The sequence below is a fragment of the Nocardia citri genome (assembly GCF_054065835.1).
This window is the reverse complement of the sequence record NZ_JBSUQM010000003.1, coordinates 345,738-368,462: the sequence shown is the minus strand read 5'-3', so window position 1 is coordinate 368,462 and position 22,725 is coordinate 345,738. Positions and strand designations below refer to the sequence as shown.

The window sequence follows — 22,725 nt, the reverse complement described above, 5'->3', positions numbered from 1 at the left end:
CCGTTGCCTACTCAGGCGCCGAACTTCCCGGGGACTTCGTTGCGGGGATCCTGTCGAAGGATCAGGTCCCAGAGCTCCTGCCCGGTCGGATGCTCCTGTTCCTCGAGGATGTGGCCCAGCAGCCCGGCGCAGCGGCCGATCAGGGCGAGTCCCCGGGCCATATGGGTGGGCAGATCCATGCTCAGGACCATCGCGCCGACCGCGCCCGCAGTGTTCACGACCAGCCGCCTGCTGTAGACGGAGTCGGTTGCCGCCTCGAGAGCGAGCAGCAGCCGCCACCACAGGCCGAAATACCCATTGCGTTCACTGACCGCCCGCAGTGCGGGGATGCGGGGATCCCCATGGACGTGGATGTTGTGGCCGAGCCCGTACATCGGACGTCGCTGCTCCCGCCGCTTGCGGGCGAAGGCCAGTGCGGCCTGTGCGATCTGCTCCTCGCTGGACTCGTCGGTCAATCCCCCGGCCGCGTCCTGCAGCATCTCGGCCGCGTTCTGCATGGCGCCGAGGAATACGCTCCCGGCGCCCAGCAACCCGGCCGCGACCGCTGCTTGCGGCGCCTCGGGCGCTCCCATGTACGTCAGCCGGGCGGCGGTCGCGCTGGGCGTGAGCCCATGGTCGGTGACGGTCACGAGAATGGTGTTGATCATTTCCTTCTCGTTGCCGACCGGCATCCGGCCGAGTGTGACGAGAAGGATCATATCGACGAAGTCGATCTGTCCGATCAGCTCATGGGCCAGATCGTGTCCGCGTACTGTGATGCGGTCGACCGTCGTGGTCCCGATCTCGGTGGAAATCATGCGGCGACCTCCTCGCCCTCTCCGCGGACCAGCACCACGTCCAGGACGGTGACGCCTTGTCCGTCCGGATGGACTCGCACCGGGTTCATTTCGAGCTCCTGAATATCGTGATCGGCGACCACCAGGTCGGAGATCGCGATCAGCAGGTCGACGAGCGCCTCCACATCGGCGCGGGCTCCGCCGCGCAGACCGTCGAGGATCGCCGAGCATCTGGTTTCGCCGACCATCCGCAACGCCGACTCTCGGGTCAGCGGAAGCAGGCGCCGGGAGATGTCAGCGAACAGCTCCACGTAGATCCCGCCGAGCCCGAAGGTCACAACCGGGCCGAAGGTGGGGTCCTGCGTGACACCGATCAGGACGTCCACACCGTCGTCGGCGACCGCCTCCACGAGGACGCCTTCGACGACCGCGGACGGTGCGGCTTCGGCGACGGCGGTGATGATCGACTTGTAGCCCTGCGCGACCGCGTCCTGGGTCAGCCCGACGACAACGCCGCCGACGTCCGACTTGTGTGTGATCTGAGCGCTGACCACCTTGAGGACCACGGATCCGCCGAGGTCACGCGCGATATCGGCGGCTTCCTCGGGCGTGCGGGCCAGCCGTCCCCTGGGAACCGTGATGCCGTGTGCGGCAAGAAGTTCCTTACCCCGCACCTCGGTCGAGGTGCGGGCGTGCTTGCGGGGGCCCGGTCCGATCGGGCGCCACCCCTCGGCCGGACGTGAACCGGGCCAGTCCGCCCAGCGCCGCACCGCCGCGATCCCTCGCTCGATGCTGCCGATCGGGGTCATCCCCCCAGCGACCAGTTCGCGAAATCCGGGGCCCAGCCGATCACTCATCCAGATCGGGACGATCGGGGTTCGCGTCTGCTGTTGCGTCTCGACGATTGCTGCCGCGATACCGCCGGTGAGCTGGTCGTAATCACACGGGAACGGGTACACGACCACGCCGACGTTCGAGTCCTCGGCCGTCGCGAGCAGGCTCGCCGCGCCGATCTCGGGCCGGGTGAGAATGTCGGAGGTGGCATCGACCGGATTTTTGATCGCCGCGTACTCGGGCAGCGCGTCACCAAGCGCCGCCAGCGTCTGCTCGCCGAAGACGGCCAGATCCAGACCGGCGGCGCCGACGGCGTCCGCGGTCATCGCGCAGCCACCGCCGGAGAAGCCGTACACCGCCACCGATCCGGTGCCGGTCGGCCTGCGGCGAGCGAAGAGCGATGCGGTGTCGATCAGCTGGTCGATGTCGTCGACTTCGACGACCCCGGCCTGCTTCAGCGCTGCCCGGTTGACCTCGACCGCGCCCGACAAGGAGCCCGTGTGCGACGCGACCGCGCGTGCACCGTACTCGCTTCGTCCGACCTTGAGTGCGATGACGGGCTTGTTCCGCTCGGCCGCGTACATCACCGCGTCCATGAAGTCCGGCCCGTTCTTGATCCCCTCCATCGCGGTCGCGATCGTCGTGAGGTCGTCGGCGTCCGCCATGTACCGGATGAAGTCCGCGACAGTCAGATCGACCTCGTTACCCGTGGAGGCCCACAGTCCCACGCCGACGCCACGTTCCATGCCCTGCAGGAAGCAGCGGCCGATTCCGCCGCCCTGTGTCGCGAGCCCGATTGCCCCGGGATGTTGGTCGACCTGGAAGGACGGGGAGAACATCATGCCCAGGGGCTTGTTCAGATTGCACAGTCCGGGCGAGTTCGGCCCATATATCCGCATACCGCTGTCGCGGCCGATGGCGAGCATCTCGCGTTCGGCGGCCTTTCCCGCGGCTCCCATCTCGCCGAAGCCGGAGGTGAACACGATCGCGAACTTGACGCGCGCCTCGGCACACTCGCGCAGGACACCGAGGGTGGCGGCAGCCGGTACGACGAGCATCGCGACATCGATCTCTCCGGGGACGTCCGCGATCGAGCCGAAGGTTGTCCGACCGGCGATCTCCGGCTTCGACTTGCTGATCAGGTGGGTGTCGCCGTCGAACTTCGAGTGGACCAAGACGTTCTCCACGCTTCGAGCGCCCAGGCTGCCCGGGCGGTCGGAGGCTCCGATGATCGCAATGCTCCCGGGGTCCACCAGTGCCTTCAGATCGACTGTCACGCTGACTCCTCCATCACGTGCCATGCACGATATTTCGATTAATCTTACGAAATACTGTTTTTCTGTCAACCGCTAGCAGCGCGGCCTCCGGGTCACGCACGAGCAGCGCGCCGACCGCCGGGGCATCGACGGCCAATTGTCCAAACACGCAGCCACAGGCGGCGTTTCCGGCCCATGTCACGGTCCGGCAGTGCACACAGCCCTCGACAGTTGTAGACCCCTCGAGAAGTGGGCTTTTCCAACGCGCCAAGAGGATCACTCCTTCCACAGTTTCGCTGTTAAACACGAAGGGTCGCTGATGATAGGCCGCGCACGGGACACGCCTCGCGGCAACGCGCTCACGGAGTCCCAGCGGCGCCCGGCGCCGGCCCGTTCCGCCCAGGCCTCAGCGGGCCTTGAAGACGGGCGGGCGCTTCTCCGCGAAGGCCCGCCCGGCCTCGGCGAAGTCGTCGGTCAGATCGAGCCGTGACAACTGCATCTGCTCGTCGAGCTGCGTCGCGATCGGCACCCACTGCTTGCGGGTGACGCGGACCGCGTCCCGGGTCGCCAGCGGCGGTGCGGCCAGCACCTGCTCCGCGAGGGCCTCGGCGACCTCGAGGTGCTCACCGTCCGCGGCCAGGCGATTGGCCAGGCCGAGCCGGTGCAGCTCCGCACCCTCGATTCGCCGGCCGGTGATGAGCATCTCGGAGGCGAGTTTGCCCGGCATGAAGGTCTTGATCTTCGCCCACGTGCGAGATCCCGACATGCCGATCGTCGTCTCGGTGATCGCCATGCGGGTGCTCTCCGCGACGACGAGCAGGTCGCATTCGGCGGCCAGGTGCGCACCGCCGCCCAGGGCGTATCCGTGCACGGCGGCGATGACCGGCTTGTAGTTGGCCGTCCTGCCCAACCAGCCCTCACCACCGGTCCCCCGCAGGTGCTGCGCACCACCCACGTGCCCTTGGCGCATCGCTTCGAGCGCGTGCTTGCGCCGGGCCTGATCGTCCATGCCGAACCCGAGTGAGCTGTGCTCTTTCACGTCGATGCCCGCACAGAAGGACCGTCCGGCTCCGTGGATGATCAGTACCCAGAGTTCGTCGTCCAGGTCGAACTCGAGCAGAGCGTTGCGCACCTCGGATTCCATGGTGTCGGTCAGCGCGTTGTGATGCTCGGGACGATTGAGCTTCAGATACGCCAGACGGCCCTTGGACGTGAATTCGATTGTCTCGTATATGGTCATGAGAGTTGCAGCCCAGCCTTCTCGTCGGTCTTCATTGGTTGTCCGCCGCGCTTGTCGCGCCGGCGACGGTCGACCTCGGCAAGGCGCCCAGGGTCGACAGCACCGTTCGTGCTCGCCCGCCGCGGGGTTCATGCCCCGCTGCCGGGAAGTCCGTCATCCGCAGAGTCGAACCGCTGCCGATTCCGCGATATCTCTACGCACGCGAAACCGCGAGAGACCGCGGCCCGCGCACTGTTTCAACCGGCCAGTGGCACGACGGTCCGGCGCATCCGGCCGAATTCACGCGCGAAGCCGGCCGCGTAGAGGCCGACGACGGAGCCGTCTCGCATGGCCTTCGCCAGGAATGTGTGCGCCGCGGGGTCCGAGTGCTCGAAAACCAGTTCGGCGTCCCTGTGAGTTCCGACGCCTTGGATCTTGAGCCCATACTGGTCGGTCCAGAAGTAGTCGGAGGCCGCGAACGGTGCGCGGTGCGCGTGCGGAAGCAGGATGTTCCGGCTGATGTGCCGGGCCTGATCGAGAGCGTTGAGCCACTGCTCGTTTCGCACGAGCGTGCCATCGGCGAGCCGGAACCGCGCCACGTCTCCGGCGGCCATGACGTCCGGGTCGGAGGTGGTCAGGGTTTCGTCGCAGACAACCCCGTCCGCAACGGCGAGTCCGGACCCGTCCAGCCAGCCGACGACCGGGGAGGCGCCGATGCCGGCGACCACGACGTCGGAGACCAGGACCTCGCCGGTACTCAGGACGACCCGCCACGCTTGCCGATCCGCTGCGGGCGGCACGATGTCGGCCGCGCTCACACCCGTGAGGACGCGAACGTCCTGCGCGCGATGCAGTGTTTCCGACAGGCCGCCGAGGTGAGCGCCGAGCGATCGCAGCATCAGTGTCGGGCCCGCTTCGATCAGCGTCACGTCGAGCCCGAGAGACCGGCTGGTAGCTGCGATCTCACACCCGATCAATCCGCCGCCGATCACGGTGACACTGCGCGAGTTCGCCAGGCGATCACGCAGATCGACGGCGTCGTCGATCGTCCGGAGAACCGGCGGCTGCCGCTGCGCATCGATTCCCGGCACGCATCGAGCGGTCGCCCCGGTGGCGATCACCGCACGGTCGTAGGTGAGCACGTCATCCCCGGTCACGATCTCGTGATCCGCTGGACGCAGGCAGACCGCACGACCGGTCTCGAACACGATGTCCTGCGCGGCGAGTTGTGCCTGCGAGGCGAAGGTGATCGCGCTCTGGTCGACCTCTCCCCTGATGAAGCCCTTCGACAGGGGCGGGCGATCGTAGGCGAGATGGGTTTCCTCGCTCAGCAGAACGATGCGACCGCCGTACCCCTCCGCGCGCAGACCTTCGGCCGTCCGCAGGCCGGCCATGCCTGCGCCTACGATGACGACCGTGCTGATGTCCTGATTCGGCATCGTATTCCTCGTATTACTGTCGGGCGAGCGTGAGGACTTCCTCGCGCGTGTACTCGAATCCCGGGAGCACTACTGCTCCTCCAGGCGCAGCGCCGTGACCGGACAGAATGCGACGGCGTCTTCGATGTCCGATCGTTCTTCCTCCGGCACGACACCGTCGTTGAGCACCTCGATCTTCCCGTTGTCGTCGAGATCCAAGATGCTGCTGCCCAGACACGCGGCCGCACCGATGCAGCGCGCCTTATCCGCGACCAACTTCGCGCTCATACGCTGTAAATCCCTTCTCGTCCATCCGCCATCGGCCGGGTACCGCGTCTGCGCGGACTCGGCCGAACCGAGGCCGCCCATTGCCCTTATCCGTTCGATCCGAGGGCTGGCGCGCCGAACTCGTCGAGGTCCGTGACACGCGCGTCCACCCGGAAGAACCTGATCGAGTCCCGGTCCATGAAGGACTCCTCGTCGGCGACGACGGCACGCTGGAATTCAGGATCGCTCGATGCCCTCGTAAAGGCCTCGTAGTCCTCGACCGTGTTGAACGAGGCAATCGTGATGACGTCGCAGTCGGGCAGCGACCCGTCGTCCCCGTCCAACTTCTGGATCTCGGTGCCCGGAATGACGTAGTTGCGCGTGTAGTCGGCCAGCCACTTGTACTTGTGGCCGGCAATCAGCCGGGCGTGGTGGTTCTCGTAGTGTTCGATGAATTCTTCGCGTGTGGTGCCGGGTTTGCGCCGGATGAGGGCGACGATCCGTACCGCGGGGGCGATCTGTGTCGACATGTCGGGTATCTCCTTCTGTTTCTGCCGCCCGGTTCAGAGGCTCAGGCCGCCGTCGACCGGAATAGCCACGCCCGTAACGTAAGACGACGCGTCGCCGGCGAGAAAGACCGCGACTGTGGCGATTTCGTCGGCGGCGCCGCGACGACGCAGAGCGGTGCCGGTGGCGATCCGGTTCAGGCTCTCTTCGCTGACGTGCTCCACCAGCAACGGGGTCTCGATGGGGCCGGGCAGGATGGCATTGACCCGAATGTGATGGACACCGAGTTCGGCCGCGGCGCTTCGAGTGAAGCCCACGACGCCGGCCTTGGACGCCGCATAGGCGCTCATCTCCGGGTGAGCGTGGATGGCCGCGACCGATGCGGTGTTGATAACCGAGCCGCCGCCCGCGTTCTTCATCAGCGGCACGGCAAGTTTCGTCGCAGCGATGACCGCGCGCAGATTCACCGTCCACATGAGGTCCATCTGCTCCACCGACATCCGGTCGAGTTCGATGTGCCGCTGATCCGTCGGTCCCGCCGTACCCGCATTGTTGAACAGCACATCAACCTTGCCGAAGCCCTTGTTCACCGCCGCGAACAGGGCCTCGAGGTCCTCGATCTTGGAGACGTCCGCGCGGAACGGAATCACCTTCTCGCCCAGCTCGTCGGCGATCGCCTTCTCGGACCCGTTGTAATCGACGGCGTAGACGCGTGCTCCGGCCTCGGCGAATCTGCGCACGCTGGCCGCGCCCATTCCCGAGCCACCGCCCGTGACGATGGCGACCTTGTCCTGCAAGGGGGAAGTCGTCGTGCTCATACCATCTCTCTCTCACGCAACTCGGAGGTACATGACACGAGCCAATAACCCCGATATTTCGAATTACACGTCGACTCGTGGAAAACAGGCCTCGTAGGAGAGGCCCACACAGAACTAGAGGCGCCCGGCGACCGCGAACCTCAGCGTCGTCGGAGCTTGCTGGAACGGCGCACCGTAGAACTCGGACTCCGCGATATCGAAGTCGTCCCAGAACTCCAGGATTCCGTTGAGCAACTCTTCCTGCTCGATGGTCGAGATCATTCGTCCCACGCACGAATGACGCCCGTTACCGAAGGAGAACGACGGGCGCGCGCGCTCCGCCAGGACGTCTAGTTCTCGTGGCCGCTCATAGACGGCCGGGTCGTTGTTCGCAGCGAAGACCCCGAGGAATACCGGCACGTACGCGTCGACATGAACGCCGTGGAACTCGAGATCCCGCTCCGAGTAGCGGCTGCTCGTCTGCACGGCCGGGTTGTATCGATACAGCTCGGGCACAGCGATCGGGACCGCTTCCGGGCGCTGCTGCAGCCGCCTCCACTGGTCCTTGTTCTTAGCGAGGGCGACCAGGTTGCACGCCATCTGTGCACGCGTGCTGTCCACGCTGGCGATGATCAGCGTCATCAGGATGCGGACCGTATGGTTCCGCGTGATCGTTCCCTCACGCTCCGCTTGCAACAGCGCCGAGGTGACATCCGCCCCCGGGGTGCTCAGCTTGCGGTCGATGAGGTCCTCGAGCCACGTCAGCGTCTCCAGGACCGCACCTTCCACGGTGTCGTGGACGGTGGGGTCGTACGACGGGAACTTGAGGATGTCGCCGGACATCCGCGAGATGAACGGCGCGTATTCCGGATCGGCGCCGACGAGCTGCGTGAACACCACCGACGGCAGCTCGGCTCCGAGCTCATTGGCGAAATCGACTGTACCGCTGGAGTTGTCGCGGAGCCACTGATCCACGGACGCACGGATGTCAGAACGGAATTTCTCGACGTTCTCAGCGATGAACCACGGCTGAAACGCCCGGCGCATCTGCCGGTGCTCAGACCCTTCGGTCGAGGTGGTCATGCCGGCCAGGGCATCGTAGACCGGGCCCTCACTGAAGCCGATCGCCGCCATCTTGGCCTCGGTCGAATTCCGCAGGTCCTTCGAGCGGAAGGCCTCGGCAACCAGTGGATAACTCAAGATCTCGAGCCCACGGGAGCTGCGGGCGAGACCGTCGGGGTAGAGGTTCCAGTCGATCGACCCCGGTAGCTCGTCGAAGTGCTCGGGATTCATGATGTCGAGCTCTGGCAAGTCTTCGAGTCGCATGACACTCCTAAATCACGGTATTTCGTGATATTAAACGACAAGTCGCGATGTGACAATAGCCACTTTGCGGCCCGGGCCATCCGGACCCGTCGTTACCGCGGCCCGCGTCCGGGCGCGTCACGGTTCACGAACGAGCGCACGTCCGAACGCTGCCATTGCTCCCAGTCCACGCCGAGCTCGCGGCGGACGATCCGCCAGCTGCCGTCACGCAACTCGAAGTCGTCCAGGTACCGCCCACCGGTCCACAAGACCTCCTCGCAGCCATGGGTATGACCGCTCCACGGCCCGTCGCCCGGGGTCTGCGCGGCAATGCGATGGAAGGCGAGCAGATAGCTCACCGCGCGAGCCTCATGCCCCCGGACGTCGACCGTCTGATTGACGACGAAGTGCTCAGTCAGCACGCACCCACGCAGGAATCGAAATCCGCGCGCGACGAAATCGTCGATGCTGCCCTCGAATTGCCCGAGCACACATCGGGCGTCGGGATGGAACACAGCACGAAAGGCCGCTTCGTCCTGGCGGTCGGCCGCCCGGCAATAGTTCTGGATCTGCTCCTGGATGGCCACCCTGGCGACGAGCCGATCCAGCTCATGTTGGCCGGCGAACGTCGTCACTGCCACGCCTCGTTCCACGGCCGCAGGTCCATCCGATGCGTCCATGCCGAGCGGGGCTGGACGGTCAGCTGCCAGTAGGCCTCGGCGATCGCGTCGATACTGATCATGCTGTCCGGCCCGCGTGCAGCCTCCGCGTCAGGAAAAGCCCGCCGCATCCGCTCTCCCCCGATCGGCCCATCGGGAACAACCGTCGCCACATGGACCCCTTGGGAACTGAATTCGTGCGCGAGCGCTTGCGTGACCGCCATGAGCCCGAACTTCGCAACGGCGTAGGCCGTCTGTTTCGGACGAGCGACCTCGCTGGACTTGCTACCTGTCAGCAGGATGACGCCCCCACGGCCCGCCATCCTGCGCGCGGCCTCACGCCCCACGACCAAGCCTCCGAGGCAGTTGATCCGCCACACCGACTCGACAAAATCGGCATCCATATCCAGGATGCTCTTCTTCGACTGGGCGCCGCCGGCGTTGTAGACGGCGACGCCGAGCCTTCCGAGGCTGTCGACGCGGTTCACACACTCGAGCAGGCTCGCCTCCGACGAGGCGTCGGCCACGACCGCGGTCGCCACTGCGCCATCGGCTTCGATCCGCTCGACAACCCCCTGCAGCTTCTCCTGCGTGCGGCCCGTCACCACAACGTGAAGCCCTTCCCGGGCGAACCTTCGGGCGAGCGCACCCCCTGTGCCCTCTACGGCACCCACTCCGACGATCCATGCAACTGTTCCCGGCGGCGGGGCGCCGCCCGCTGCCGGCCAACGATCCATCGCCATATCGCTGGTGCCGCTCAATCCAATCACCTCTCGCCTTGATCCCACGAACCAGCTCATCACCGGGCCGGCCCTTACTGCTCGCTCGTTACGGCGGCAACGAGCGCCGTCAGTCGCGTCCGCCCAGCACGAGGTCCGCCGCCTTCGCGCCGATCAGGAGCGCCGGAGCGTTCGTGTTGCCCGAGGGCAGGGTCGGCATGACCGACGCGTCGGCCACCCGCATTCCCTTCATGCCGCGCACACGGAGTTCGGCGTCGACCACGACTTCAGCGTCGTCCAGGCTGCCCATCCGGGCGGTGCCCGCCCAGTGCGCACAGTTCTGAATCTTGTCCGCCAGGAAGGCACGCCAATCGTCGTCGGTCTGCACCTCGGTCCCGGGATAGTCCTCGTCCTTGACGATCGAGCTCATCGGGCCGCCGTCGGTGAAGATCCGACGGACCTGCCGACAGGATTCGATGGTGTCGGTGACGTCCTGCCGAACAGAGAGGTACTGCAGGTCGATGATCGGCAGCACGTCGGGGTCGGTCGACGTCACAGTGACGGTTCCACGGGCCCGTGGGTGCAACAACGACAGCAGCGCCGAAACAACGGACGCCTTGGATAGCTGCACGTTCTGCTTGCCCGTACTCCCGTCGGGCCGAAGCGCGAGCGACAACGGAGCGAACATGACCTGATAGTCCGGCCGGCCACGGGTCGCACCGTCGAGACGGCCGAAGAGCACAGCGTTGGCCAGCGGCGCGACCGCTGGCCCTCGGCGATGCGCGACGAACTGGTATGCACCACGCACCATGCCGAGTGGCGTCGCCTCCTGGTTGAGCGTCCGCTGCGTCACCTGGTACTGGAGACGAATACTGGTGTGCTCCTGAAGGTTTCGCCCCACACCGGGAACGTCGGCGACCAGCGGCACGCCGAGCGACCGCACTGCCTCGGGCGCACCGATCCCCGACCGGAGAAGCAGTGCGGGTGTGCCGACAGCCCCGGCCGAGACGATCACCTCCCGCTTGACGTGGGCGCGTTCAACCACCCCGCGCCTGCGGTACTCGATGCCAGTGGCGCGATCACCCTCGGTGATCACCTTCAGTACGGTGGCGTTCTTGAGGATCGTCAGATTCTTGTTCCGCCGCGCGGCGGGGTGAAGGAAGGCGCGCGCGCTGGTCTGCCGCAGTCCGTTGCGCTGCGAGAGCTGCGACCACGCGACGCCGAGCGATTCGTCCGCGTTGTAATCGTCGTTGTACGGGTAGCCCGTCTGTTGCGCACCCGCGACGAATTTCGCGGCCACGGCATGGTCGAGTCGAACCCGGGAAACGTACTGGGGGCCGTTCGTTCCGCGCAGCGGCCCATGGAAGTCCGGACTCGTCTCGATCTCACGCATGAGCGGGAGCAGCGCCTCGTAGTCCCAGCCGTCAGCGCCGAGCTTGGCCCATTCGTCGAAGTCGTCGCGATGTCCGCGAACCCACAACATCGCGTTGACGGCGCTGCCGCCACCCAAGACCTTGCCGGACGCCCACAGATCGCGCCGGCCGTTGCGGGTAAGGTCCGGCTCGGTCTGGTACATCCAATAGTTCTTCTTGGGCATCTTCATCATGCCCACGGGAAGCAGTACCTGCGGCTGGATGTCGCTACCGCCGGCGTCGATCGCAAGAACGCGGTGCCCCTTGTCCGAAAGCTTTGCGCCCAGAACGGCTCCAGCGGACCCCAATCCCACGACGATGTAGTCGAACGTCGACTCCGACACGTAGACACCTCTTTCAGGAGCAGCAGCAGCCAGCCGCATCGTTCGCCGCTCGACTTGATCTAATCCCGCGACCGGTAAGCGGTCGAACGGGCGTTGGGCTCCCTGGCAATCTACCTCAAACTACGACCCATCGCTATAGGCATCGAAATTTCGTACAGATGGTACTGCGGAGTCGCTGGCGGATGGACCCCGAGGCGCCCGGCGGAGACCGCCTCCACAAAGAACAACTCCGCACCCTCCGCCCAACCGACGACGCCGGATGACCGGCTAACTCGCGCAGCCGGGCCATCGCCCGATAACAGCCATCATCGCTGGCCTCGGACAGGCCATCGATAGGAGCGGCGTGGCAGATACATTCCGCCGCAACCAGTTTCGATGGCATCGATGCCAAGCCACCGCTATCGATGATCGAGCGCATATGCCTCGCCGAACGCACGGGTGGAGCGGAACATCAACGCCGAACCGGCGCCAGATGTCACGAAGTCAGTTTGCGCTCGAGCAACTCGAGCGTCTGCCCACTCAGGCCCAGCCCGTCCTTCAGATACCCGTCCATGCCGCCGAACTGTCGTGCCGCCTGATCGAATCCGGCCTGCAGGGCTTCCGGGAAGACACCCATCGCGATGCGCACGCCTTCACCGTTCACGGTGCCGTACTTGTCCGCGGCCGCGCGCGCCGCCGCGTCGATCGATGCAGCAGAATATCGGTTGGTCAGCAGGTAGTCGCTCATGATGTCCTTCTGCGAGGCACCCGCCACCGTCAGCAACAACGCCGATGCCCAACCCGTGCGGTCCTTACCCGCCGTGCAATGCACCACGACCGGGCCGTCGGCCTCGGCGATACCGGTGAGCAGCGCGGCGAACTCGCGGCGCTGGCTCTCGTCCGCGACAAAGTCCCGGTTCGCGGCGATCAATATCGCTCGTGCCGAATCGGGAGTGATCGCGGTCAGGTCGACCGTAGCCGCCGAGGAGCCATCACCGAGAATGTCGACCCTCACGTATTTCGCACCCGAGGGAACCGTGTCCGGCTTGGCCGCGACCTCCTTGGTCGTTCTGAGGTCGTACACCGCACGGATGCCGAGCGCGCTCAGCGTAGCGAGATCGGAGGCGTTGGGAGACAACGCGTTCGAGCGGTAAACAACACCGAGCCGGACACGCCTACCGCTGCCGGTCTGGTAACCGCCCGCCGGGCCGGCGAGGTCACGAAAGTTGTCGACCGAACTGAGTCTCGGCGTCGACGCGACAACCATCCTCGACGCCGAGGTAGCCGTAACGCCGACGAGGTGACTCCTGGCATCGGCCGACGAGCACGCAGCACCGAACGCCAGGGGCAGCACCGCCAACGCCGCAATCACACGCTTTCTGCACAACACGGCGCTACTTCGCCTCCTCGGTCACAGACCAGTTTTCGGTCCTGTTTTTTCGACGCGAGTCGTCGTACGACGGCGTCGAGCGTGCAGTCGGTGGCGCCGTGGTCCAGCAGGTAACCGCGGAGTCTGCCCGGCCATTGCTCGATCACGGCGAGTGCCGCTTCGAGTGCTTCTGCCCTCGCGTCGAACAGGTACGCCGGCACAGGTTGACGTGGTTGGAAGCCGCGTGCCCTGAACCGGCGCAGGACCTGGCGTGCGCTGGAGCCGGACTGCATGTAGTCGGCGACGACAGCTTGCCGCTCGACGCCCGCAACGAGAAGCAGCAGCGCGACGGCGACGCCGGTCCGATCTTTGCCTAGGCTGCAGTGGACCAGCGTCGGGCCGTCGGCCCTGGCTACCAACTCCACGACTCTGACGAATCCGCGGCCGCCGCGCGTGGCCAGGTCGGCGTACAGGGCGGGCAAGTTGCCGGCCAGCGACTCCGGTGCGGCTCGGTCCATCAGCGCCACCCGGTGGTAGCTGCCGCCGTGCTCCCAGGCGACCCTCGCGCCGAACTCGTGTTCCGAGCGCAGGTCGACGACTGTTGCCCAGGTCATCGCCTGCGCGTCGGCTGGCAGGTCGGAACGGTCGAAAGGGGCGTCACTGCGAAAGACCTGATCGCAACGCGTCCGGCCCCCACCCTCGAGCGGCAGGCCGCCGAGGTCACGGAAGTTGACGAGCCCGATGCGTTCGATTCGTTCCTGATTCACGGCTACTCGCCGTCCAGGATCGAAACGGTTCCAGAACTGCCGTCGACCCGGACACGGACGCCAGATGGGATCCGTCGCGTCCCGTCGGTGGTGTTGATCACGCAGGGGACTCCGAGCTCGCGAGCGACGATAGCGCCGTGGCTCATTGCGCTCCCGATGTCGATGACGACTGCCGCAGCAGACAGGAAGAGGCTCGACCAGCTCGGATCCGTTGTGTGGCAGACCAGGACATCGCCGTCCTCGAGCTCAGCGGCGTCCGCCTGATCTTGGATCACCCGAGCCGTGGCCTCGACGACGCCCGGGCTGACTCCGGTCCCTTCGATCAATGTGGCGCCGCTCGCGGCCGGCGCAGTCACGGCGACTGGTTCGGGTACACCGGAGAAGGCATCCGGAAGTGTGATCGTCAGGTTGTGCGTGTACCGATCGCGACGCAATGCGACAAGTTCACGGAAGTCGCTGCTAGCCGGGCGAGCGAGCTCCTCCATAGTGAGGAAGAAAACATCTCCGGGTTCTGCAACAACGCCGTCGTCGGCGAGATCGTGGCCGAGTCGACGTGCCGCGGCACGGCCGGCATCGGTGGTACGTAGGAGCACCGCTCGTCCCACTTCACGCAGCGGCAGATACGCACGCGCAAGGCGAAGAACGAGTGCCAGGCCAGCCCGGCGTGACCAAGGCGTTGCCGCCATCAACTCCTGCTCGGCGACCTTGCGGGAGGCGATCTGCTCGCGCTCGCGCTCGCGCGGATCACGGTCTTCCGCCATATCGCGGTACCGCTCGACCAAGGCGATGACGGGCGCCGGATCCTCCCGCCACGAGAGGCTCGAAATCACACCTTCGGCCGGGCCGTGGAATCCGTGCGCTCGGATAAGCTCGTCCAGGCTGAGCCGTCCGCGAGACGCATCCCAGATATCCGACATCATCCGGGTCTCTTCGAAGGATCCCATGCCCGTCATCAGCGACAGCTCCGCCCCGGGCAGTCCGGCATCCGCCGCGGCGGCGACTACCTGCTCGTAGAACCCGGACGCGAGCATCGACGCGCCGATATGAGGACGGGTTGTCCGCACCAGCATCGCCTCGGCCTCGAGCAACACCTCGCGCGCCTCGCCGCTCTCTACGCGCGTCAGGCAACCGCGCCACCACTCGTCGATGCCCGCACGCAGACGACGAATATCTCGCATAAATCGAATCGCCGCCACCGGCGCCTTCACAGCCACGATGGGATACCGGCGACGAACCGGCTTGCTCGAGACTCCCGGGCGCACTGTGCCGAAGAACTGTTGCTCAATCGCATCGCCGCTCATGCCCGGCATCCGGTCCGCGACATAGCGCCACTGATCGAGGTTCGTAGCCGGACGCCCGAAGAACATCGCGTTGAACCAGCCACCGGGATCCTCAGGTACGGCCTCTTGACCGCGCGGGAGCGCCCCTAGATCTACCCATGTGCCACGTGTGCCGGTCTCGATTGCGTTCTTATAGAACGTCCAATTAAGAGGAGTGCTGACACCGGGGAGCCCTTCCCTGCTATTGATCGTCGTCCACAACGCAGGCGGTGAGTACGACAGATGCGTTGGATCCGACAGACGCGTCGCATCGGACGGCCGCAAAGTGGTCATAATTGCTCCAATTCCTAATTTAATATCGCTGACACACAAATGGGCTAGCGCAATCTCCGGCGAGGTTCCGTCCGGTTATTAGCCTCGCGTCGAATTCTTTCTCCATGCGGCGATTAGTTCACCTTTTGTCCGTGTTGACCGTACTGAGCACGGCCTTAAAATGCTCGAGATACCGAGATGCCGGACATTATCGTCTCGCTGACCGACGGCATCTCCGCAATGTTGCTGTAATTTTTCTTGCCAGGCCCCCGCTGGCTCGGCAAATCCTCAGTCCAGCTGACGCAGGACGCCGTACGTTGCCAGACCGGCAACATCGCGACCGTCCGAGGTTTTCATGAGAACGAAGTCGTCGAAGGCGGACAAGACTTTGCCTGTCTGCCGCCACCCCATCGGCACCCAGAATCCAGCCGGACGCTCGACGATTTCGAGCTTCAACTCACCGGAGGGCAGTTGCACGGTCACGTCGTTGAACAGCCCGGCGCCATTGAACGCCCAGCTGAAGGTGACGTTCTCCTGGTTGCCGTCCGTTTGCACTACCCCGAGATCGAGCTGGGGATCGACGTTGCCCTTCATCTTTACCAGGGTGAGGAAGCAGTCCTCGAGGTCGACCATGAGGTACTGGTACTCGGTCCATTGCGCCGACTCGCTACGGTAACCCCACGAGCGATCGCGAAGCCCTACGCCATCGAACTTGCGAGTGTCGCCTTTGAGTGTCACGGAGCCACGCGCGGTCAGCGGCTGCTCGTAATGGTGCAGCGGCGTTTCCGGGGTCAACGTGGGCTGACCTCCGGTCTTGTGATAGTCAACCGGCTGGTACATTGGCGAGAACGCAACGTCCAGGCTCAGCTGTGGATGGTCGACGGTCAAGTGACCACCAAGGTCGAGTGTGATCGACTCACTGTCATACACACCGGTCGGATTCTGTTCTATGACCTCAAAGGAACGGTCGCCAACAGTCGCTGAGACACGAGTCCGGCCCGGGGTATCCGGATCCGGAGAACTCATGTGATGCGTCATCACGTAAACCTCGGCTGCAGGGTCCCACCAGCAGAAGAGGGCGTAATCGCGCCAGGTCATTCCATTCAAGTCGTGTGGTTTTTCGTCATTGTGAATAGGTGTCGCGAGTAGACCCCAGGTTTCCATTGCCCGAGTCATCATGATGTTCTCTCCAATCTCCAGCACTCCAACGAGAAGTACGTGGCAAATCCTAAAAATTTACGGCTCGTACAAAAAAATCTACAACTTCGCCGTTTCGAGGTGTCTGGCAGATTTAGCACGATGTCCGACGTTCGCCATTGAGGAAACCCGGGACACGCTGCCACTCAAATGCGAACGCCGTTGCAGCGTTCGATGAAATAGCGGCCGCGGTCTCCGGCCAGTCGCAGCGCAAACTGGATAGCCTTGAACATAATGGCAGGGTAACGCGTCAGTTGTTGTCGACCGTCCGCACGCACATAGCCGAACAACTGCTGTCCGACGGACGCCGCCGAAATACCGGGAGTGAGACCGGCGAGTACCCCGCACTCATCCATATGAACGAGCAACCGGGTGGGGAATCACACCGGGAAATGCCTCCGCGACATTTTCCGACGTCCACGCGACTTTCGGGTCGCAATCCTGATGGTCGACCCGATTTGCCATCACGCTCGTCACCGGCTTCGCGCCTGGTCGTCGTTGCGCCGGGTACGTAGCAGTTCCAGCAGATCCCCCGGGCGGCCGGCCTCCTCATGCGCCAGAGAAGCCAGTGCGGCAAGATCAGGATCATCCTTTGTGGACGGTTCAACGGCATCAAGCGCACCTTCGTACACGGTCCCGGTGAAACCGTCCACGGTCACGGTACGGCCGGCCAGTAGGACCAGCGTCTCCTCGCCACAACCCACTACGCAGGGAACGCCCATCTCCCGGCAGACGACAGCGGCGTGCGAGGTCGCCCCTCCGAGTTCCGTCACCACCGCACGCGAAACCGCCATCGCGCCGACATCCTCCGGATCCGTGGTCGGCCGCACCAGGACGATGTCGGTCCCGTCCCCACAATCCTCCGCCTCCTGCGGGTCGGTGACGACGATGCCCGTCGCTACGCCAGGGCAAGCGGGTTTCCCGGTCGCGAGGACCGGGGCCCGGGCGAGGACCTCCCTGTGGACACGTGGTAGCAGCATCGCCTGCACATGTTCAGCGGTCACCCGATCCAGTACCTCAGTGGCCGTGATCAGTCCTTCGCGGTACAACGCGACCGCGTGCCGCACCGCCGCCTCAGGCGAGCGCTTGGCCGATCGGGTCTGAAGCAGCCACAGCGTTCCGCCTTCCACGGTGAACTCGATGTCCTGCACGTCGTGTGCGTGCTTCTCCAGCCGGGCTGCCGCCGCCATCAAGGCACGGTGCGCTTCCGGCATGCTCCGGGCGAGCTCATCGAGCGGCAGGGCGTCCGACCGTCCCGAGACGACGTCCTCGCCCTGCCCGCGCGGCAACCATTCGCCATAGGGTTCCGAGCTGCCGGTGAGCGGATTGCGGGTGAACAGCACGCCGGTTCCAGAACGCTCATCGAGATTGCCGAAAACCATCGCCTGCACAGTGACGGCGGTCCCCAGGTCGTCCGGAATACCGTGATCACGCCGGTAGCCGATCGCCCGCTTCGACTGCCAGGAATTGAACACAGCGACAATGGCCAGCCTCAACTGCTCCCACGGATCATCCGGAGCCGACCGGCCGACAATCTTCGTGAACTGCTCGAGGAAACGACGCCTGATGTCGGCCGCGAAAATCGGGTCGCCGACAACTTCTGCGAGAGCGTATTCCGCCCCGTTGGTCATGCCGAGGTTCAGCACGGTGTCCATCATTCCCGGCATACTGGTGGCCGCACCCGATCGTACCGACACCAGCAGGGGCCGATCACCCCCACCGAAACGTCTCCCGGTGGCACGCTCCAATTCTTCGAGCGCACCCGGAATCTGGGACCATACGTCGCCCGGGATCTGCCCTGCGCCGTCGTCGGCCCGGTAGAATCTCCGGCATACGTCGGTTGTCAACGCAAAGGCCGGCGGCACCGGAATACCGAGCGCGCGCATCCGCTCGATACTCCACGCCTTGCCACCCAGCTTCTCGCTGCCCATCCCGGTTGTGCCGTCGAGTTGCAGCACCGACGGCTCGCCAACAACAGTCATTACGCCCGCCCCGCAGCCGCTTCTTCAATCCGGGACAAACCTGCGGTTCCTATCAGATCCTCATGCAACTCGAACCACACCGTGTGGTAGCTGTCGACCAAGGGGTGAGCCACCCAACCGTGATCGCCTGCCTTGATGCGATCCAGCGCCGCCGCAAACCGGCGCGGATAATGACCGAGCCTCGGCACGATGCCGACGATGCGATCCAGCAGCCGGACAAACCGATCATGCAATTCACTGAGCCGCGCGACGATCTCGCGGTCGTATTCCGGGTCGGAGTGATCATTTGGCATCGAACCGTCCTTCATTTGCCAATCCGTCATCAACTGCTTTAACTCGGAGTTGAAAGCGTCGAACTCCCGGTACGCGTCGCCCAGCGCAACCTGATCCAGAGTGGCGCGCTCTTTGGCGATTCGACGTTCAAGTTCCCCCTTGCCGTCCTTGGTGATCTTGAAGTGGCCGTTCACTTCCGCGCAGTGGCCGGCATCTTGCAGCTCCGTCAACATCCGGGCGACATACGCCTCCTCGAGACCCGTCGCCGACGCAACGTGCGCGGCGGCGACGCGGCCCTTCAGCCGAAGTGCTTGCAGTACCTTGATCTTCACGCTCATACCGGCGTCTCCACATGTCTCGACTTGCCGCGGTACATTACGGGATTTCGTCATAGTGGTCAACGTCACACCAGCCGCGTTCGGGCAATCGGTCTCAGCCTCGAGCTGCGCACGAGCGGGTGATCGTCCGGCGCGCGAAAGTGCTTTCCACGTACGGCACAAGGCTCGTCGCGCTCGCACCGATTCGTACACGTCGTTCCATCACCACCTGAGCCATGACGCCTCGCCTCGCGCGCACCCTTGCGCAACTCTACGAAATAATGGTTAAATTGCCGAGATATCGAGGTCTCGGTGTCATTCGATCTGGATCTCATCGACGGGCGATCCGCGTGTCGATCAAACCCCGTCACCAGCCACCAACCAGTTGAACGGAGTGTCGGGTCCGGAGGCGATGTCGCGTGAGGAGTTGCTCGCGTTGGTTGCCCGCCCAAACGTCTGCCCGAAACAACCGGACCTCGGCGCCCAGACAATGCGAGCGAAAACCGCTATCACACAGCAGGATCGCCGTTGACAACGCCGCGCACCGATTGCCCGGGCGCATCGGCCGATGGTATACGGTTGAACACGGGCGGTCGCTTCGCGGCGAACGCTGTCAGCGCCCCGTGGAAGTCCAGTTCCCCCGTGAGAATCAGCTGTCCTTGGCGTTCACGTGCCAACGCCGAATCCAGATGACCGAGCGTGGAAGCATCGACGGCGCGCTTCGTCTGGACAAAGGCCTCGAGCGAACCATCGCGGAGGGTGGCGACAATCGCGTCGAACTCGGCGGCGAAGGTTTCGGCACTGTACGCCGCGGCGATGAGTCCATGCCGCTGCGCCTCGAGGGCTGAATCCTGAATTCTATAGGTATATCTACAATTAACTTCAATCGCCACTGTCGAAGGGGCCGACGAAAGGTGCGGCTGGTCATCCCGGTGTCCGCGTCCCGACGCGTCGACGATTGCCGGGACTGACAGCGTCCCTTGGCCCAGTCGGGCTGATCGGCCAGGCGCACCAGCGCCTTCGCGACCTCCCGGAGCTCGCCTGGGCAAGCACACCAGCCCTGATCTGGCGGGCAGGCGATATCATGGCTGATGCCTGCCGTGCACAGAAAGTAGTCGATGGCCGAGAGCGCCGAACTCGGGTTCACCTCGCGGGCACAGATCCGGCCTGGGTAGTCGAGCACAAGCGCGACGAAAACACCTGACGGAACCGGCAGCTGTCGCTAACTCGTGAAGGACACCAGAGAATTACCGGACGACATAGCCACCATCGATCGGCAGCGACACTCCGGTAGCGAATGATGCCTCCGACGAGCACAGCCACAGCGCGGCGGCGGCGATCTCGTGCGGATGGCCGATCCGGCCCATGGGATGACCGGCGATGACCGGTTCCATCAGCTCGGGGCTCAATTCCCGGTTTATCGGTGTCTCGATCACCCCGGGACATATCGCATTGATCCGAATTCCCTTCTGGGCGTAGTCCAGTGCCGCAGCCTTCGTCAGGCCGATGACTCCATGTTTGGACGCGGAGTAACCCGCCATGTCATAAACGCCCACCAGACCCGCGCCGGAGGAGATATTGACGATCGCTCCGCCCCCTTGTGCGACCATGGCCGCCAGTTGATAACGGAGACTCAGATAGACACCTCTCAAGTTGATCGCGATGACCCGGTCGAACCCGGCGACTATGGATTCAGCCATAGGAGCGGGTTCGGGGTCGACGATCCCGGCGCTGTTCACGGCTGCGTCTATACGGCCGTAGTCCGCGACGCATGAGGCCACGGCAGCCGCGACATCCTCTTCACAGCTGACGTCGCATCGCACGAACGAGGCTACGCCACCGGCCTCGGCGATCTGGTCAACCGTGATCCGGCCGCCGTCGGCATCGATGTCCGCTACCTTCACCGAGGCGCCCGCCGCGGCGAACGCAACAGCGCAGGCTCGGCCGAGCCCGGATGCTGCCCCGGTCACGAAAGCGGCAGTGTCGGCAAATGACTTTTCGATGGACATACAGACTCCTTCTCCGGCCACAGCCGGTCACATTGCCGAGTACGCTGATCGCACTTGAGCCAACATCACGCCGTAGCAGCGGACATCACCCTCGAGCCTCTGGCTTGGGAGAATCTCCAACCTGAGCCCCGGCGGGTAGATCCTCGGAGCGACGCCGCCGACCGGTATCGGTGAATCCCACGCCGGGCGTCACCACTTACCCGAACCGCCAAATCTCCGGGCGCTCCGAATCGTCGAACACGTTCAGCCGCCCGATTTGCCGCCGGCGTTCTTGGAGGCGCCAACAAGCGCGTCAGAAGACACGGTCCCCGCCGTGAACCCGCTGCCCTAGCCTCCTTGCGGAGCCCGGGTCAACGATGCGACTTTGCGGGCGTGCGGCGCTGGAGCGATCGTCGCCGAAATCGGATCGGAGACACCATGAATCGTTCGCATCGCGCCACGATCAAGCGAACAGCCGTCGCGGCACCGGCCACTTCATTGTGCGACGGATGCAGGACTGCAGGTTCTGACACCGGCGATGTCCTGCCAGGAGAACGCCTCGACTCGAATCCCACCGCTGCGACCTACCCGCGTCCGACCGAGAGCCCTGTCTATCGGCGCATCCGGGCTCCAATCCCGACACTCCGACATCTCATTCGGTTCACGGAGAGGAAAACAGACACATGCTGTCCAGCTTGAACACCAAGATCGCCATCGTGACCGCCGGGGGCACCGGCATCGGCGGCGCCACCGCCCGGCGCCTCAGCGACGCGGGGGCGAAGGTGGTCGTCGTCGACATCAATGCCGACGCGGCCGCCAAAACCGTCGGCGACCTGCCCGGCGAAGGGGTCGCGGTGGTCGCCGATGCGACTACCCCCGAAGGCGTCGAGAACTACATCCAGGTCGCCCTGGACCGATTCGGGCGGATCGACCTGGCCCACCTCAACGTCGGTGTGGGGAACAGTCCCGGCTTCACCGGTGACATCGATGTGGCCGACTACGACCGAGTGCTCGGTATCTCGCTCCGCGGCAACTTTCTCGGCCTGCGTGCGGTGGTTCGCCAGTTCATCACGCAGGGTGGCGGTGGTGCGATCGTACTCACCTCGTCGCTCGCCGGGGTAAACGGCGGCGTCGGTGCCGCGCCATATACGGCTGCTAAGCACGGTGTGGTCGGACTCGCCAAGACCGCCGCGGCCGAGTACGGCCGGCAAGGAATCAGGGTCAACGCCCTCTGCCCGGGTTTCGTCGACACTCAGCTACTGCGCGACGACCTCGACTTCGACGGTGGTGGCGCGGAACGCCGCAAGGGGATCGAGGCGCGGGTACCGCTGGGCCGCCTCGCGCGGCCCGAGGAAGTCGCAGCGGTCGCGGCGTGGTTGTTGAGCGACGACGCCAGCTACGTGTCGGGGACGACGATCGTGGTCGACGGTGCACTGACCAGTGCCGTCTGACCGGCGATTCGCGGCGTGACGGTATGAAGCCCAGCGCCCGGTGGGATCCGTGTCACATGGCCCCACCGGGCGCATTTGGGTGCCCTGCGTGCGCAGATCGTCAGTGGTGGTGACGGGTTCGATGGGGCCGTCACGGCGTTCAGGTGTGCAGGTGCGGTCTTCGGCCACAGCGGTACTGACCGCGACGATGGCGTCGAAGGCTAGAACTTGGTCTGGAACGGTGTACCGGCGGCGCGGCCGGTCGACCTCGACGACCCACACTCACGTGCCAGCTCGGTTGCCGTACGAGCCGCTCGA

At 64.9% G+C, this 22,725-nt stretch carries 20 protein-coding genes; 2 read left to right on the top strand and 18 right to left on the bottom strand.

The features are described from left to right. Nucleotides 1–11 precede the first annotated feature (11 nt). The 17 genes from ACW2Q0_RS07595 to ACW2Q0_RS07515 all read right to left on the bottom strand — a co-directional run bounded on the left by ACW2Q0_RS07595 (nucleotide 12) and on the right by ACW2Q0_RS07515 (nucleotide 19,010). Nucleotides 12–797 (bottom strand): citryl-CoA lyase, encoded by a 786-nt coding sequence (locus ACW2Q0_RS07595; protein ID WP_457187580.1) that lies wholly within the window; start codon nucleotides 795–797, stop codon nucleotides 12–14. Next, nucleotides 794–2,887 (bottom strand): acetate--CoA ligase family protein, encoded by a 2,094-nt coding sequence (locus ACW2Q0_RS07590; RefSeq protein WP_457187578.1) that lies wholly within the window; start codon nucleotides 2,885–2,887, stop codon nucleotides 794–796. Before ACW2Q0_RS07590 ends, ACW2Q0_RS07595 begins: the two co-directional genes overlap by 4 nt. Before the next feature lie 385 nt (nucleotides 2,888–3,272). Beyond that, complete coding sequence (locus ACW2Q0_RS07585; protein ID WP_457187576.1) at nucleotides 3,273–4,106, bottom strand: enoyl-CoA hydratase/isomerase family protein; 834 nt, start codon at nucleotides 4,104–4,106, stop codon at nucleotides 3,273–3,275. A gap of 236 nt (nucleotides 4,107–4,342) precedes the next feature. Next, complete coding sequence (locus tag ACW2Q0_RS07580; protein WP_457187574.1) at nucleotides 4,343–5,524, bottom strand: NAD(P)/FAD-dependent oxidoreductase; 1,182 nt, start codon at nucleotides 5,522–5,524, stop codon at nucleotides 4,343–4,345. 69 nt (nucleotides 5,525–5,593) lie between these two features. Then, entirely contained in the window at nucleotides 5,594–5,791 is a 198-nt protein-coding gene (locus tag ACW2Q0_RS07575) for a ferredoxin (protein WP_457187572.1), read from the bottom strand. Between the two features lie 86 nt (nucleotides 5,792–5,877). After that, nucleotides 5,878–6,300, bottom strand: coding sequence for an EthD domain-containing protein (locus ACW2Q0_RS07570; RefSeq protein WP_457187570.1), 423 nt, complete (start codon nucleotides 6,298–6,300; stop codon nucleotides 5,878–5,880). 33 nt (nucleotides 6,301–6,333) lie between these two features. Next, nucleotides 6,334–7,095 carry an SDR family NAD(P)-dependent oxidoreductase gene (locus tag ACW2Q0_RS07565; protein WP_457187568.1) on the bottom strand — a complete coding sequence of 254 codons (762 nt, stop codon included), beginning with the start codon at nucleotides 7,093–7,095 and terminating at the stop codon, nucleotides 6,334–6,336. Nucleotides 7,096–7,209: 114 nt separating this feature from the next. Next, entirely contained in the window at nucleotides 7,210–8,208 is a 999-nt protein-coding gene (locus tag ACW2Q0_RS07560) for a cytochrome P450 (protein ID WP_457187566.1), read from the bottom strand. A 284-nt stretch (nucleotides 8,209–8,492) separates the two neighbouring features. Further along, entirely contained in the window at nucleotides 8,493–9,014 is a 522-nt protein-coding gene (locus ACW2Q0_RS07555) for a nuclear transport factor 2 family protein (RefSeq protein ID WP_457187564.1), read from the bottom strand. Then, nucleotides 9,011–9,799 (bottom strand): SDR family NAD(P)-dependent oxidoreductase, encoded by a 789-nt coding sequence (locus ACW2Q0_RS07550; protein WP_457187562.1) that lies wholly within the window; start codon nucleotides 9,797–9,799, stop codon nucleotides 9,011–9,013. Before ACW2Q0_RS07550 ends, ACW2Q0_RS07555 begins: the two co-directional genes overlap by 4 nt. 88 nt (nucleotides 9,800–9,887) lie before the next feature. Continuing rightward, nucleotides 9,888–11,513, bottom strand: coding sequence for a GMC family oxidoreductase (locus ACW2Q0_RS07545; protein WP_457187560.1), 1,626 nt, complete (start codon nucleotides 11,511–11,513; stop codon nucleotides 9,888–9,890). A 475-nt stretch (nucleotides 11,514–11,988) separates the two neighbouring features. Next, entirely contained in the window at nucleotides 11,989–12,759 is a 771-nt protein-coding gene (locus tag ACW2Q0_RS07540) for a tyrosine-protein phosphatase (protein WP_457187558.1), read from the bottom strand. A 101-nt stretch (nucleotides 12,760–12,860) separates the two neighbouring features. Continuing rightward, nucleotides 12,861–13,628 carry a tyrosine-protein phosphatase gene (locus ACW2Q0_RS07535; protein WP_457187556.1) on the bottom strand — a complete coding sequence of 256 codons (768 nt, stop codon included), beginning with the start codon at nucleotides 13,626–13,628 and terminating at the stop codon, nucleotides 12,861–12,863. A 2-nt stretch (nucleotides 13,629–13,630) separates the two neighbouring features. Beyond that, on the bottom strand, nucleotides 13,631–15,241 hold the full coding sequence (locus tag ACW2Q0_RS07530; protein WP_457187554.1) for a PEP-utilizing enzyme: 1,611 nt from the start codon (nucleotides 15,239–15,241) through the stop codon (nucleotides 13,631–13,633). Between the two features lie 267 nt (nucleotides 15,242–15,508). Next, complete coding sequence (locus tag ACW2Q0_RS07525; RefSeq protein ID WP_457187552.1) at nucleotides 15,509–16,384, bottom strand: DUF7065 domain-containing protein; 876 nt, start codon at nucleotides 16,382–16,384, stop codon at nucleotides 15,509–15,511. A gap of 506 nt (nucleotides 16,385–16,890) precedes the next feature. After that, nucleotides 16,891–18,399: a pyruvate, phosphate dikinase gene (locus ACW2Q0_RS07520; protein WP_457187550.1), complete on the bottom strand. Its 1,509-nt coding sequence runs from the start codon at nucleotides 18,397–18,399 to the stop codon at nucleotides 16,891–16,893. Then, entirely contained in the window at nucleotides 18,399–19,010 is a 612-nt protein-coding gene (locus ACW2Q0_RS07515; RefSeq protein ID WP_457187548.1) for a hypothetical protein, read from the bottom strand. The genes ACW2Q0_RS07520 and ACW2Q0_RS07515 overlap by 1 nt, the downstream gene beginning before the upstream one ends. A gap of 668 nt (nucleotides 19,011–19,678) precedes the next feature. On the opposite strand from ACW2Q0_RS07515, the gene ACW2Q0_RS07510 reads away from it, so the two are divergent. Further along, nucleotides 19,679–19,837 carry a hypothetical protein gene (locus ACW2Q0_RS07510; protein WP_457187546.1) on the top strand — a complete coding sequence of 53 codons (159 nt, stop codon included), beginning with the start codon at nucleotides 19,679–19,681 and terminating at the stop codon, nucleotides 19,835–19,837. A gap of 399 nt (nucleotides 19,838–20,236) precedes the next feature. Here ACW2Q0_RS07510 and ACW2Q0_RS07505 read toward each other — a convergent pair whose 3' ends face one another. Then, entirely contained in the window at nucleotides 20,237–20,998 is a 762-nt protein-coding gene (locus ACW2Q0_RS07505; RefSeq protein ID WP_457187544.1) for a glucose 1-dehydrogenase, read from the bottom strand. A 662-nt stretch (nucleotides 20,999–21,660) separates the two neighbouring features. On the opposite strand from ACW2Q0_RS07505, the gene ACW2Q0_RS07500 reads away from it, so the two are divergent. Further along, the gene (locus ACW2Q0_RS07500; protein ID WP_457187542.1) at nucleotides 21,661–22,428 is read left to right on the top strand and encodes an SDR family NAD(P)-dependent oxidoreductase; all 768 of its coding nucleotides are present in this window, start codon (nucleotides 21,661–21,663) and stop codon (nucleotides 22,426–22,428) included. The last annotated feature ends 297 nt before the right edge of the window (nucleotides 22,429–22,725 follow it).

Coding starts and splice junctions, on each gene's coding strand:
- ACW2Q0_RS07595 (WP_457187580.1), bottom strand. CDS start 797: ATGATTTCCACCGAGATCGGGACCACGACGGTCGACCGCATCACAGTA.
- ACW2Q0_RS07585 (WP_457187576.1), bottom strand. CDS start 4,106: ATGACCATATACGAGACAATCGAATTCACGTCCAAGGGCCGTCTGGCG.
- ACW2Q0_RS07580 (WP_457187574.1), bottom strand. CDS start 5,524: ATGCCGAATCAGGACATCAGCACGGTCGTCATCGTAGGCGCAGGCATG.
- ACW2Q0_RS07575 (WP_457187572.1), bottom strand. CDS start 5,791: ATGAGCGCGAAGTTGGTCGCGGATAAGGCGCGCTGCATCGGTGCGGCC.
- ACW2Q0_RS07570 (WP_457187570.1), bottom strand. CDS start 6,300: ATGTCGACACAGATCGCCCCCGCGGTACGGATCGTCGCCCTCATCCGG.
- ACW2Q0_RS07565 (WP_457187568.1), bottom strand. CDS start 7,095: ATGAGCACGACGACTTCCCCCTTGCAGGACAAGGTCGCCATCGTCACG.
- ACW2Q0_RS07560 (WP_457187566.1), bottom strand. CDS start 8,208: ATGGCGGCGATCGGCTTCAGTGAGGGCCCGGTCTACGATGCCCTGGCC.
- ACW2Q0_RS07540 (WP_457187558.1), bottom strand. CDS start 12,759: ATGGTTGTCGCGTCGACGCCGAGACTCAGTTCGGTCGACAACTTTCGT.
- ACW2Q0_RS07530 (WP_457187554.1), bottom strand. CDS start 15,241: ATGACCACTTTGCGGCCGTCCGATGCGACGCGTCTGTCGGATCCAACG.
- ACW2Q0_RS07525 (WP_457187552.1), bottom strand. CDS start 16,384: ATGGAAACCTGGGGTCTACTCGCGACACCTATTCACAATGACGAAAAA.
- ACW2Q0_RS07520 (WP_457187550.1), bottom strand. CDS start 18,399: ATGACTGTTGTTGGCGAGCCGTCGGTGCTGCAACTCGACGGCACAACC.
- ACW2Q0_RS07515 (WP_457187548.1), bottom strand. CDS start 19,010: ATGAGCGTGAAGATCAAGGTACTGCAAGCACTTCGGCTGAAGGGCCGC.
- ACW2Q0_RS07510 (WP_457187546.1), top strand. CDS start 19,679: ATGACCGAGCGTGGAAGCATCGACGGCGCGCTTCGTCTGGACAAAGGC.
- ACW2Q0_RS07505 (WP_457187544.1), bottom strand. CDS start 20,998: ATGTCCATCGAAAAGTCATTTGCCGACACTGCCGCTTTCGTGACCGGG.
- ACW2Q0_RS07500 (WP_457187542.1), top strand. CDS start 21,661: ATGCTGTCCAGCTTGAACACCAAGATCGCCATCGTGACCGCCGGGGGC.